Origin of the sequence: Bradyrhizobium sp. I1.14.4 (assembly GCF_050435825.1) — a bacterium.
In the GTDB taxonomy this organism is placed as follows: domain Bacteria; phylum Pseudomonadota; class Alphaproteobacteria; order Rhizobiales; family Xanthobacteraceae; genus Bradyrhizobium.
In genome coordinates this window covers 78,517-90,665 of sequence record NZ_JBNDLA010000005.1, presented here as the reverse complement: position 1 = coordinate 90,665, position 12,149 = coordinate 78,517, and the positions used below count along the sequence as shown (strand labels likewise).

Annotated in this window: 10 protein-coding genes; 7 read left to right on the top strand and 3 right to left on the bottom strand. The window is 64.0% G+C overall.

From position 1 onward, the window contains the following. Position 1 precedes the first annotated feature (1 nt). Complete coding sequence (locus tag ABIB78_RS12565; protein ID WP_429024667.1) at positions 2 to 1,204, bottom strand: efflux RND transporter periplasmic adaptor subunit; 1,203 nt, start codon at positions 1,202 to 1,204, stop codon at positions 2 to 4. 530 nt (positions 1,205 to 1,734) lie between these two features. On the opposite strand from ABIB78_RS12565, the gene ABIB78_RS12560 reads away from it, so the two are divergent. The 3 genes from ABIB78_RS12560 to ABIB78_RS12550 all read left to right on the top strand — a co-directional run bounded on the left by ABIB78_RS12560 (position 1,735) and on the right by ABIB78_RS12550 (position 4,347). Beyond that, positions 1,735 to 2,724, top strand: coding sequence for a flagellar motor protein MotA (locus ABIB78_RS12560; RefSeq protein ID WP_429024666.1), 990 nt, complete (start codon positions 1,735 to 1,737; stop codon positions 2,722 to 2,724). A gap of 27 nt (positions 2,725 to 2,751) precedes the next feature. Then, complete coding sequence (locus ABIB78_RS12555; protein WP_429024665.1) at positions 2,752 to 3,780, top strand: peptidoglycan -binding protein; 1,029 nt, start codon at positions 2,752 to 2,754, stop codon at positions 3,778 to 3,780. Between the two features lie 117 nt (positions 3,781 to 3,897). Then, on the top strand, positions 3,898 to 4,347 hold the full coding sequence (locus ABIB78_RS12550; protein WP_429024663.1) for a GNAT family N-acetyltransferase: 450 nt from the start codon (positions 3,898 to 3,900) through the stop codon (positions 4,345 to 4,347). Positions 4,348 to 5,085: 738 nt separating this feature from the next. On the opposite strand, the gene ABIB78_RS12545 is transcribed toward ABIB78_RS12550, so the two are convergent. Further along, a complete protein-coding gene (locus ABIB78_RS12545; RefSeq protein ID WP_429024662.1) occupies positions 5,086 to 6,078 on the bottom strand; it encodes an aldo/keto reductase in 993 nt (330 codons plus the stop codon). Between the two features lie 109 nt (positions 6,079 to 6,187). Here ABIB78_RS12545 and ABIB78_RS12540 point away from each other — a divergent pair, with 109 nt between their 5' ends. Together ABIB78_RS12540 and ABIB78_RS12535 are read left to right on the top strand one after the other, a co-directional pair. Continuing rightward, positions 6,188 to 7,081, top strand: a complete 894-nt coding sequence (locus ABIB78_RS12540) for a LysR family transcriptional regulator (protein ID WP_429024661.1) — start codon at positions 6,188 to 6,190, stop codon at positions 7,079 to 7,081. A gap of 254 nt (positions 7,082 to 7,335) precedes the next feature. Continuing rightward, complete coding sequence (locus ABIB78_RS12535; protein ID WP_429024659.1) at positions 7,336 to 8,820, top strand: hypothetical protein; 1,485 nt, start codon at positions 7,336 to 7,338, stop codon at positions 8,818 to 8,820. Positions 8,821 to 8,884: 64 nt separating this feature from the next. Here ABIB78_RS12535 and ABIB78_RS12530 read toward each other — a convergent pair whose 3' ends face one another. Further along, positions 8,885 to 9,205 carry a PilZ domain-containing protein gene (locus ABIB78_RS12530; RefSeq protein ID WP_429024657.1) on the bottom strand — a complete coding sequence of 107 codons (321 nt, stop codon included), beginning with the start codon at positions 9,203 to 9,205 and terminating at the stop codon, positions 8,885 to 8,887. A gap of 306 nt (positions 9,206 to 9,511) precedes the next feature. On the opposite strand from ABIB78_RS12530, the gene ABIB78_RS12525 reads away from it, so the two are divergent. Then, positions 9,512 to 11,029, top strand: a complete 1,518-nt coding sequence (locus ABIB78_RS12525) for an AMP-binding protein (protein ID WP_429024655.1) — start codon at positions 9,512 to 9,514, stop codon at positions 11,027 to 11,029. Positions 11,030 to 11,173: 144 nt separating this feature from the next. Then, positions 11,174 to 12,145 (top strand): S1C family serine protease, encoded by a 972-nt coding sequence (locus ABIB78_RS12520; protein ID WP_429024653.1) that lies wholly within the window; start codon positions 11,174 to 11,176, stop codon positions 12,143 to 12,145. The last annotated feature ends 4 nt before the right edge of the window (positions 12,146 to 12,149 follow it).

Below are 12,149 nucleotides of genomic sequence, written 5' to 3'. Positions count from 1 at the left end.
ATCACCGCACCGCGTGCGCGGTCTGCTGCGAATCCGATGCCGCTGCAGCGTCGATCTCACGCCAGGCCAGCGGCCGCACCTTGTCGCCGGCGGCGAATTTCTGGAAGCCCTCGACGACGACCTTGTCGCCGGCCTTGAGGCCTTCGGTCACGAACCAGGAACCGCCCTGCAACGAGCCGGTGCGCACCGGCTGCACCGCGACGTGATTGTCGTCCTTGACGACGAACACCTCGCTGCCGCCGCCGCCATTGCGCTGGATCGCCTGCTGCGGCACGGCGATCGCGTCGCTGTCGATGCCCTGCTCGATCAGCACGCGGACATACATGCCCGGCAGCAGGATGCGATGCGGATTCGGAAACTCGCCGCGCAGGGTCACCTGCCCGGTATAGGCATCGACCTTGGCGTCGGAGAACAATAGCTTGCCCGGCACCGGATAGATCGAGCCGTCGTCGAGCACGAGACGCACTTTCAGCGCGTCGGGCGCGATACGGTCGAGGTCGCCGCTCTCGAAGGCGCGGCGGAGCTGGTTCATCTCGGTCACCGACTGCTGGAAGTCGGCATAGATCGGATCGAGCTGCTGGATGGTCGCAAGGCTCGCGGCGTCGTTCTGCACCACAAGCGCGCCCTCGCTGACGAGCGCAGCACCGATGGTGCCATCGATCGGCGCGCGGATCGTGGCATAATCGAGATTGAGTTTCGCACGCGCGACCTCTGCCTCGCGGCCCTGTACGTCGGCCTCTGCCTGCTTCAGCGTTGCGATCGCCTTTTCGTTCTCGGCTTCCGGCGCCGCGCGCTGGCTGGTCAAGGTGGCGATACGGCGGGCCTGCAGCGCGGCTTGCTCCTGCACTGCCTTGGCGCGCGCCAGCGCGGCCTCGGTCGACTGCAATTCGACTTCGAACGGGCGCGGATCGATCTGGTACAAGGGATCGCCGACCTTCACCTCGCTGCCCTGATGGAACATGCGATTGACGATGATACCCGAGACGCGCGGGCGCACCTCGGAGACACGGGTCGGCGCGATGCGGCCCGGCAGCTCGCGCACCATCGCGCGCGCTTGCGGCTTCACGGTGACGACACTGACGTCCGGCTCGGGTGCTTGCACGGCGGCGGTTGCGGTGTTCGGCTCGTCGCAGCTGGCAAGCAATGGCGCCGTCACGGCCAGCATCAGAGCAATGCATGCCGATTGCGCGCGAAGTCCAGACATTGAGATGATCGCCCCCGAAAGGTTCGAACAAACGAACGGCGGTGTCACGGCGACAGCGCTCGCGTTGCTGCGGTGAAAATAAAATCTGCTTGCTGCAACGCAATGCGTTTTTCGGCGGCTCATTGTCACAGAACGCTATCGCCCTGATTTCGCGGCATCTTTTATCGACTCACTGCATTGTGAGCGGGTTCCATCGCAGGCTATGGGAATGCATTAAGGACTGCGTGAGCGGGAACGCGCCATTTTGCCTGCGCAGGAATGCCGCAGCTCGCAACATCATGCGGCGATCCGGCCGAATCACCGCGCGGCGCGCGCCGCCCCAGCGATGCATGCAGCCCGGTCTCGTCACCCGATCTACGCGTGCGACCGGGCACCTGCGCAAACGTTGGCCATAAAGCTGCGCAAAGCGGCAACAGTCTGCCCGGTCTCAACCCAAGGTTCTGCCATCCGCCCTTGGATTCGGCTTTCCTCACTCCGCCGCTGTGCCATATTGCTGGCAGATGCGGCCTTCGCGAACGGATGATCCGGCAATGCCCCCTTCCCGCTCCGACATGGAGATCGAACTGAGCAAGCTGTCCTCGCCCAGGATCTTCCTGGTGCGGATGCTGGTGTTCCTGGTGCTCTGCGGCCTGGTCGGGGTCGTGCTGTACAAGCAGATCGTCACCGCTTTCTTCGCCAATCCCGGGCTGAACGCCCTGATCGGCGCGGTGCTGCTGATCGGCGTCATCCTCGCGTTCCGCCAGGTGATCCGGCTCTATCCCGAGGTCGCCTGGGTCAATAACTTCCGCATCGCCGATCCCGGCCTTGCGATCGAGCGCCGTCCGACGCTGCTTGCGCCGATGGCCGCGATTCTCGGCGGCGAGCGCACCGGGCGGATGTCGATCTCGCAGCAGACCATGCGGCATCTGCTCGATTCGATCGCAACCCGGCTGGATGAAGCCCGCGACATCTCGCGTTACATGACCGGCCTCCTGGTGTTCCTCGGCCTGCTCGGCACCTTCTGGGGCCTGATCGAGACGGTGGGCTCGGTCGGCAAGGTGATCGACGGGCTCAAGGTCGGCGGCGACGCCGGCGCGCTGTTCGACACGCTGAAGGAGGGCCTCGCCGCCCCGCTCGGCGGCATGGGCATCTCGTTCTCGTCCTCGCTGTTCGGCCTCGCCGGCTCGCTGATCCTCGGCTTCCTCGACCTGCAATCGAGCCAGGCCCAGAACCGCTTCTACACCGATCTCGAGGACTGGCTCGCCACCACCGTGCGCGGCATTTCCGGCGAGGGTGTCGGCACCGGCGGCGCCGACCTGCAGGGCGCGATCGAGCGGTTGCGCGCCACGGTCGAGGAAGGCGGGGGCGGCCGCAGCACCACAGCCGCGATGGCCAATCTTGCCGAGGCGATCCAGGGGCTGGTCGCGCACATGCGCACCGAGCAGCAGATGATCCGCGAATGGGCCGATGGCCAGGGCGAGCAGAACCGCGAAATCAAGCGGCTGCTCGAGCGCCTCGCTCGCCAGCCCGAAAAGAACTAACCGGGGAGCAAGCCCAAGGAGAAAACCATGGCCCTCGCCCGCTCGCGCCGCAGCGAATCCGGCTTCAACTACTGGCCCGGCTTTGTCGACGCGTTGTCGACGCTGGTGCTGTCGATCGTGTTCCTGCTGTCGGTGTTCCTCGTCGTGCAGTTCTTCCTGTCGCAGGAGGTCACCGGCAAGGACAAGGCACTGGAGCAGCTCACCGCCAAGATCGCGCAGCTCAACGACCTCCTGTCGCTGGAGAAGCTCTCTAAGCTGACGCTCGACGACCAGGTGTCGCAGCTGCGCGCCGGCCTCGCCTCCGCGGAAGGCGAGCGCGATCGCATGAAAGGGCTCTATGAGGGGCTCGCCAATTCCGGCAATGACGCGCAGGGCCGCGCCAACGAGCTCAACAAGGCGCTGGAGTCCGAGAAGAGCGTGTCGTCGCGCGCGCTGGCGCAGATCGAGGTGCTGAACCAGCAGATCAGCGCGCTGCGCCGCCAGCTCGCCGCGCTCGAGGAGGCGCTCGACGCCTCCGAGAAGCGCGACAAGGAATCGCAGAGCCGGATCGCCGATCTCGGCCAGCGCCTCAACGTCGCGCTGGCGCAGCGGGTGCAGGAACTGTCGAAATACCGCTCGGAATTCTTCGGCCGGCTGCGCGCGATCCTCGGCAACCGCCCCGATATCCGCATCGTCGGCGACCGCTTCGTGTTCCAATCCGAAGTGTTCTTCGACACCGGCCAGGCGACGCTGCTGCCGGAAGGCAAGACCGAGCTCGAGACGGTGGCGAGCGCCTTGATCGATCTGGACAAGCAGATCCCGGCCGAGATCGCCTGGGTGCTGCGCGTCGACGGCCACACCGACGTGCGGCCGATCAACAGCCCGCTGTTCAAGTCGAACTGGGAATTGTCCTCCGCGCGCGCGATCTCGGTGGTGCAATACCTGGTCTCGCTCGGCGTGCCGGCGCAGCGCCTGGTCGCCGCCGGCTTCGCCGAATTCCAGCCGCTCGACACCGCGCAGACCGAAGAGGCCTACAAGCGCAACCGCCGCATCGAGCTGAAGCTGACGGAGCGCTAGGACAATGGCGCCTGGCCAACCAGTCGTCATGCCCGGGCTTGACCCGGCAATCCATCTGAGAGGAGTCGTTCGAAGTAGATGGATGCCTGGGTCAAGCCCGGGCATGACTGCCTTTGCATGACAAACATCTTCCAACTCCGTCCCTACCGTGCCGCGGATGAGGACGCCGCCATCGAGTTGTGGCGGCTGACCTGGCAGCAGGCCTATCCGTCGATCGATTTCAACGCGCGGGTGGAATGGTGGCGCGAGCGGTGGCGCAACGAACTGGTAGCGAATGCCGCGATCGTCGTCGCGGAACAGGAAGGCTCCCTGGCCGGCTTCGTCACCATCGACGAGACCGGTTATCTCGACCAGCTCGTGGTCGATCCCGCTCGCTGGGGCTCGCCGCTGGCAAGCGCGCTGGCCGATGAAGCCAAGCGCCTGTCGCCCGATGGCGTCACGCTGCTGGTCAACAAGGACAACGCCCGCGCCATCCGCTTCTACGAACGCAACGGCTTTGTGCATGCAGGCGAAGACGTCAACCCGACCTCGGGACGGCAGGTGCTGAAGATGGCGTGGGCGCCGTGAGGCAGGTTGCGAGGCACCAACCACCCGTCGTCCCTGCGGAAGCAGGGACCCATACTCCGCGGCGGATATCGTGAACGGGACTCGTCATTGCCACGCCGCCCAACAATAGCCATTCGTGGTTGTGGGTCCCTGCTTCCGCAGGGACGACACCGAATTTGTTGCGGCATCGAGAGTCATACATTCGCATTCTCGCGACATGATCTGTCCGAAGTTTTGCATCGCGTTCCGCCGCTCTTGAACAGAGGGCGCAGGGAAAGCCGGGTGCCGATCGCACCCATGGGCCCCGAGCAAAGGGTAGAAAGCTCGGGGGTAGGACCACAGGTGTAACCGGAGCAACCCGGCTTTCCCTGCGCGATGGGTTACGGCTTACTTCGCGCTCTCCCCGGCGAGACTGGGCTTGTTTGTCACCGCCTTCGCAACGCGCATCGCGCAATGCGAAAAGACACCTACCACTAGGGCGTCAGGACCACACGACTTCACCGTCCGCCTCAGTCACGCTTCGTCGGTCGTGACATCAGCGTCCACCGCATCTCACACCGCGTTCGTGACGACCGCGAAGCGCCCCTCGATCGGGTGAGACGGGCAGACCATACGCTGAGTTGCACTTCTGATAAAGCGAAATATTTTCGCCGTGGTGGCTTGCCACGTCGGGCAACTCAGTAGCACGCGCGCGAGGGAACCACCGGCGGGGAGGGTTCTGAACCGAGTGCTCACCTTACCGTCATTCTCGACGACGCCTCAGCGGCCAACCATCCCGAGCAATTGCTCCGGATAGCGCGCGCCCTGGACCTCGATCGCGGCAATGGCCTTACCGATGTCAGCCAGATCGGCAGCGGTGAGTTCGACACGCGCGGCGCCGATGTTTTCCTTGAGCCGATTGAGCTTCGTGGTGCCCGGGATCGGCACGATCCACGGCTTCTGCGCCAGCAGCCAGGCCAGCGCGATCTGGGCCGGCGTCGCGCCCTTGCCGACCGCGATCCTGCCGAGCTGATCGACCAGTGCCTGATTGGCGCGGCGGGCTTCCGGCGAAAAACGCGGCACGAGGTTGCGGAAGTCGTCGCTCGCGAACGTCGTAGACGCATTGATCGTGCCGGTGAGAAAACCTCGGCCGAGCGGGCTATACGGCACGAAGCCGATGCCGAGTTCTTCCAGCACCGGCAGGATCTCTGCTTCCGGCCCGCGTTCCCACAATGAATATTCGCTCTGCAATGCCGTGACCTTCTGCACCGCATGGGCGCGGCGGATGGTCTGCACGCCCGCCTCCGACAGGCCGAAATGACGGACCTTGCCCGCGGCAATCAGGTCCTTCACGGTACCGGCGACGTCCTCGATCGGCACGTCCGGATCGACGCGATGCTGATAGAACAGGTCGATGACGTCGATGTTGAGCCGTTTCAGCGAGGCATCCGCCACCGCCCTGATGTGCTCGGGCCGGCTGTTCAGCGACCGGTGCCGCTCGGCCATGGAGCCGATATCGAAGCCGAACTTGGTCGCGATCACGACCTCGTTGCGGACCGGCGCCAGCGCCTCGCCGACCAGTTCCTCGTTGACGAAGGGGCCATAAACCTCGGCGGTGTCGAAGAAGGTGATGCCGCGCTCGACCGCGCCGCGAAGCACCGCGATGCCCTGCGCCTTCTCGAGCGCCGGGCCATAGGCGAAGCTCAGGCCCATGCAGCCCAGGCCGATCGCCGATACTTCCAGATTGCTGTTACCGAGTTTGCGTTTCTGCATGCTGTCTCTCCGCATCGATGACTGGAATTCGTCGCAGCGGGATTTAGGGCGTGCACCGGCGCGCCATTAGACGTAAAAATCGGAATGGACTTATGAGCAGGATTCATGAATGCCACGGCATGACGTCAATGACCTGATCGCCTTCCTCGCCGTCGCGCGCGAGCGCAGCTTCACCCGCGCCGCCGCGCGGCTCGGTGTGTCGCAATCGGCACTCAGCCACACCATGCGCGCGCTGGAGGAACGGCTCGGCGTGCGGCTCTTGACCCGCACCACGCGCAGCGTCGCGCCCACCGCAGCCGGCGAACGGCTGCTGCAGGGCATCGGCCCGCGCTTCGAGGAGATCGAGGCCGAGCTCGCCGCGTTGAGCGCCTTGCGCGAGAAACCTGCCGGCACCATCCGTATCAATGCCGGCGAGCACGCGGCCGAGACGATCCTGTGGCCGGCGTTGGCCGAGTTCCTGCCGTGCTATCCCGACATCAAGGTGGAGTTGAGCGTCGACAACGGGCTCGCGAACATCGTCGCGGAGCGCTTCGACGCCGGCGTTCGCCTCGGCGAACAGCTCGCAAAGGACATGATCGCTGTACGGATCGGGCCGGATTTCCGCATGGTCGTGGTCGGCGCACCGTCCTATTTCAAGCAGCGGGAGCGCCCGAAACGGCCGCAGGATCTGACGCAGCATGCCTGCATCAACATCCGCTTGCCGACCCATGGCGGCATCTATGCCTGGGAGTTCGAGCGGCGCGGCCGCCCGCTCAAGGTCCGCGTCGACGGACAATTGGTGTTCAACAGCACCCCACTGCGGATCAAGGCGGCGCTGGCCGGACTGGGGCTTGCCTATATCGCCGAGGATCAGGTGCGCGCACAGCTCGCCAAGGGACAGCTGGTCCAGGTGCTCGACGATTGGTGCGCGCCGTTTCCCGGCTATCACCTCTACTACCCGAGCCGGCGGCAGTCCTCTCCGGCCTTCGCGTTGCTGATCGAGGCACTGCGCTATCGCCGCTGACCGTGACCGGCCGCGTAGCTTCCTCCGGCGGTGTTGGCGGTCTTGCGCTTCCGGCGCAGCCGGGCCGGCGCCTCGCACCATCCTCCTGCGACGGTCGTGCGGCGCGAGTTCCATACGGGCGTCGGGCAGCCATCGAATTGCTCGGCCGACATTAACTCTACTTTAGCGGGCGTGTCCTAAAGCGATTGTTTGCTAGGCAAACACAAAGCATGCAGGGCCCGCTGGCGGCTCGCCTTGATCGTGGGGTCTCATTCATGGACGCGCTGGCGGCTTGGAACGGCACCAAGCCTGATCGAGAGCCAAGAACGATCAAGCTTGAGAAGTTCGGAATCTATATCTTCCTGATCGCATTCGCATGTGTGTACTACCTGTCAAACGGGCCGATCCTGCTTGGCCACCTTGATCTGGGATGGCACCTGGCCGCCGGAGACCTGATAAGAGACCGTGGCAGTATCCCCTTCCAGGATCCATGGTCGTTCACCCTCGGAAACAGGCAATGGTATAACCTTTCCTGGCTCTGGGACGTGATCGCCAGCGTGGTGTTTCAATACACGGGATTTGCCGGTCTCACATTGTCGGTCGTTGCATGTGGTGCCGTCATCGCCGGATATCTTACATCTTTCTCCCTGAGCAGCGGCGCCTCAACACTTGCGGTTTGTATTTCCGTTTTCCCCGCGTGCCTGCTTTACCCCGCTTTTGCGACCGCCCCGAATTCCTATCTCACCGCTTCGCCAAACATCGCCACCATGTTGTTCTGCGTCATTTTCTACGCAGAATGCTTGAAGAGAACGAGATGGTTTTTGCTGCCCGTGACGATGGTTCTTTGGGTCAATCTGCATGGCGGGTTTATGCTCGGGCTTCCCATCATTGGCATTTTTGGCGCCGCATCCGTGCTCAGGCGCGACTGGGCAGGTCTTAGGATCTACAGTTTCGCGACAGCCGGCTGCCTCGTCGCAGTACTCGTCAATCCTCTTGGCTGGCATATCTACGAAGGCGTCGCGACCACGCTGGGCCACTTTGCGCAGGCGCACATCACCGAATGGTGGTCTTATTCAGCGAACTTCACCATGCCAGGAAGCATTGCCGGCATCGTCTATATCGCCATGTTTGCTGCATTTGAGCTCCGCCACCCAACTTCTTCGCCGGCTGCTCTGGAGTCGCGGCTGCTGTCCTGGCTGTTCTTGCTTCTGGGATTTTATCAATACAGGTACATGTCGTTCTTCTTCATGTTCGCAACGGTACCGCTGGCGCTTCACATAGATCGGCTGCTGCCCAAGCACCTGAATGATCTCAAGGTCCAAAGCTCGTTGTTGGTTGCGGGCATCATTGGAATGTGCGCTCTGCCGCTGACGCTGATGTACGTCAAACCGGCTCTCGCACTTCCGCAGCTGCTGTCAAAGCAGGATGCGCGCTATCTTGAAACACATTTTCCGCACGCACGGCTTCTGAACCACTGGAACGTCGGTGGACTTTTGATCTTCTACACACGTGGTGCGGTCCCCGTGTTCATCGATGGTCGGTCAGCCACCGCCTATCCCGACGAGCTGCTGCGCGACTATTTCAGTCTGATCAAATGGGAGATCGATGAGGCCGCTTGGGACGCCGTCCTCGACAAATACAAGATCGATACGGTGCTCTGGGTGAAGGTGCACGAACCTCTCAGGAGATACCTCGTGGACAAGAGAGGTTGGACCGAGGAATACACGGGAACGGATGAGGCCCTTTACGTGAAGCACTGACGCAGCCCACGTTTTCGCGCCGCCAGCCGCATCGAGCCCGCCGCCCGGCGGCAAAGCCTTTCGGCTACACCGCGCCGGCCGGCTCCGCGGCCGGTTCGTCCGGCTCAGCTTGATCAGTCACGAATTTGAGCCCGTAGGTCTTGCCGCGACGCCAGACCACCTCGCAAGGGTAGCGCTTGGCATGATCGGCGAGCAGCGTCAGCGCAAGACGGTCCTTCACCTCGAACTCGACCTCGGTGGTGATCTTGGCGCCGCCGGGCGAGATGTCGACCACCGCGCAAGCGTGCTCGGTCACGCCGTCATCGATCGTGATCCACGCCGCACGGTTGTTGAGCTGGCGCCGCGGCTCGCGACTGACCTTGATCCGTGCTCCATTGCTCGCCATCGTCGTCTCGTCCTTGAAGACTTTGGAGACCGCGCAGGTCGACCGACAAGCGCGGCACACAACCGCACGGGCCACAATGCCGTCGCCCCGTAAAGTCCGGCTTAGCGCGATCGCTTGAACTTTACCGGAATCTTGATCCGGCTTTTATCAAACAGGGATTCTACAATTCCATCAGCGGGATACCGGCCACATCCGCAGCCGTCGGCTTGACACGGAGACCGCACTGTTGGTGAAGTGGCCGCCGTGGCTTTGGCCACATCCTGCAACAAGAGCGCTTCAAGCCGCCCCCTCTGACGGAAACGACCCATGCTGATCCCCTTAGCCGACGTGCCGCGCTGGTATGCCGGACGCAAGCCCGCCGATGCGATCGCCGTCAGTCACGGCGCGGATACGCTGACCTGGCTTGAGCTCGAGCGCCGAGCCAATGCGCGGGCGCGCGCCTTCGCCGCCAAGGGCGTCAAGCCCGGCGACTTCGTCGCGATCGGGCTGCCCAACAGCAATGCGTTCTTCGAGACCAGCTTTGCGGTGTGGAAATGCGGCGCGACGCCGACATCGCTGTCGTGGCGGCTGCCGCGCGGCGAAGCTGCCGCGGTGCTCGACATCCTGAAGCCGGCGCTGGTGGTCGGCGGCGAGGCCGACTGGAACGCGCCGAATTCGCTGCCGGTGAATTTTGTGCCGGAGGGATTTTCCGAGGAGCCGCTCGATGCACCGGTCGCGCGCTACTGGAAGGCGATGACGAGCGGCGGCTCGACCGGACGGCCGAAGGTGATCCTCGATCACAACCCCGCTGTGATCGATACGGCTGCGGAGGCGACGCTAGGCATTGCGCGTGACACCTCGCTGCTCAATCCTGGGCCGCTCTATCACAACGCGCCGTTCATCCTCTCGCACTTTGCGTTGTTCGGCGGCGGGCGGCTGACCGGCATGGTGAAGTTCGACGCCGAGGAGACGCTAAAGCTGATCGAGCGCGAGCGCGTGCAATGGGTCAACTTCGTGCCGACCATGATGCACCGGATCTGGGCGCTGCCCGACGAGGTGCGCAACCGCTACGACGTCTCCAGCCTAAGAATCGTGTTTCACATGGCGGCGCCGATGCCGCCCTGGCTGAAGGAGAAGTGGATCGAATGGCTCAGGCCGGAACGGATCTGGGAGCTCTATGGCGGCACCGAGCGGCAGGGCGCCTGCGTGATCTCGGGCGTCGAGTGGATGGCGCACAAGGGCTCGGTCGGCAAGATCGGCGAGACCGCGCGCTTGCGCATCATCGGCGAGGACGGCAACGACGTCGCACCGGGCGAGACCGGCGAGATCTATTTCCTGCCCAATGACGGCGCCGGCTCCACCTATCACTATCTCGGCGCGACGCCGAAGCGGCGGCCGGACGGTTGGGAGTCGCTCGGCGACATCGGCCGACTCGATGACGACGGCTATCTCTATCTCGGCGACCGGCTCGCCGACATGGTACTGCGCGGCGGCGCCAACATCTATCCGGCCGAGGTCGAGGCCGCGGTGAGCGAACATCCAGAGGTGCGCTCCTGCGTCGTGGTCGGATTGCCAGATCCGGAATTCGGTCAGCGCGTGCATGCGATCCTCGAGCTCGCCGACAGCGCCGATGCGCAAGAGATCGCCGACGGCATGGGCGATTTCCTGAAGGACCGGCTCAGCCGCTACAAGCATCCGGAAAGTTTCGAGCGCGTCGGCACCGCGCCGCGCGACGATTCCGGAAAAGTCCGCCGCACCATGTTGCGCGACGAGCGCGCCGCATGGATCAAGGACAACCGCGCTTTCCGCATCATGCCGGCGCGCGCGGCAGCAAAAAGCGAATAGGCTCATTCTATCTTGCGAGGAGCAGGTCTGCACGCCACATGAGCTGTGCAGGCACCCGCGCAGGGTATATCATTCCATCTTCCCTGCCGGCAGAACCTCGGATTACCTTGAGGTTCCAGCGCCCTGCACGCCAGGAGATCCCAGATGCCCTCCACGACCGAATGGAAAGTGCCCGCGGCCTTTCAGCCCCGCCCCGAAGATTACCGCTATGATCTCGATCGCGCGCTGATGAGTGTAGTCGGGCTGCATTCGATCATTCCGCCGGATGCCTTCAGCGCCGAGACGCTCGGCACCGAGCGCGTCGGCAACGGCGTGCTGATCGACGACGGGCTGGTGCTGACGATCGGCTATCTGATCACCGAAGCCGCCACGGTCTGGCTGCATCTCGGCGATGGCCGCGCGGTCGAGGGGCATGCGCTCGGCTTCGATTTCGAATCCGGCTTCGGCCTGGTTCAGGCGCTCGGAAAGCTCGATATTGATCCGCTGACGATCGGCTCGTCAGCGGCGACGCAGGTCGGCGACAATGTGGTGCTCGGCGGCGCCGGCGGCCGCACCCGCTCGGTCGCAAGCCAGATCGCGGCCAAGCAGGAATTCGCGGGCTACTGGGAATATCTGCTCGACGAGGCGATCTTCACCTATCCGTCGCATCCGAACTGGGGCGGCACCGGACTGATCAACAATGCCGGCGAGCTGATCGGCATCGGCTCGCTGCAGCTCGAACGCGAGCGCTCGAGCCGCGCCGAGCATGTCAACATGATCGTGCCGATCGACCTGCTCAAGCCGGTGCTGAGCGACCTGCGCAAGTTCGGACGCGTCGACAAGCCGGCGCGGCCGTGGCTCGGCATGTATACGACCGAGATCGATAACCGCCTCGTAGTGGTCGGCGTCGCCAGCAAGGGACCCGCGGCGCGCGGCGAGCTGAGGACCGGCGACGTGATCCTCGCGGTCGCCGGCGACAAGGTGACGAGCCAAACCGCCTTCTATCGCAAGCTCTGGTCGCTCGGCGCGGCCGGCGTCGACGTGCCGCTGACCGTCTATCACGAGGGCGTCACCTTCGACGTCACGCTGACCTCGATCGACCGCATGAAGCTGTTGAAGTCGCCGCGGCTGCACTGAAACA

What these genes read in the sequence shown, in the direction of transcription:
- ABIB78_RS12565 (WP_429024667.1), bottom strand. Translation starts at nt 1,204, where the DNA reads ATGTCTGGACTTCGCGCGCAATCGGCATGCATTGCTCTGATGCTGGCC.
- ABIB78_RS12560 (WP_429024666.1), top strand. Translation starts at nt 1,735, where the DNA reads ATGCCCCCTTCCCGCTCCGACATGGAGATCGAACTGAGCAAGCTGTCC.
- ABIB78_RS12555 (WP_429024665.1), top strand. Translation starts at nt 2,752, where the DNA reads ATGGCCCTCGCCCGCTCGCGCCGCAGCGAATCCGGCTTCAACTACTGG.
- ABIB78_RS12550 (WP_429024663.1), top strand. Translation starts at nt 3,898, where the DNA reads ATGACAAACATCTTCCAACTCCGTCCCTACCGTGCCGCGGATGAGGAC.
- ABIB78_RS12545 (WP_429024662.1), bottom strand. Translation starts at nt 6,078, where the DNA reads ATGCAGAAACGCAAACTCGGTAACAGCAATCTGGAAGTATCGGCGATC.
- ABIB78_RS12540 (WP_429024661.1), top strand. Translation starts at nt 6,188, where the DNA reads ATGCCACGGCATGACGTCAATGACCTGATCGCCTTCCTCGCCGTCGCG.
- ABIB78_RS12535 (WP_429024659.1), top strand. Translation starts at nt 7,336, where the DNA reads ATGGACGCGCTGGCGGCTTGGAACGGCACCAAGCCTGATCGAGAGCCA.
- ABIB78_RS12530 (WP_429024657.1), bottom strand. Translation starts at nt 9,205, where the DNA reads ATGGCGAGCAATGGAGCACGGATCAAGGTCAGTCGCGAGCCGCGGCGC.
- ABIB78_RS12525 (WP_429024655.1), top strand. Translation starts at nt 9,512, where the DNA reads ATGCTGATCCCCTTAGCCGACGTGCCGCGCTGGTATGCCGGACGCAAG.
- ABIB78_RS12520 (WP_429024653.1), top strand. Translation starts at nt 11,174, where the DNA reads ATGCCCTCCACGACCGAATGGAAAGTGCCCGCGGCCTTTCAGCCCCGC.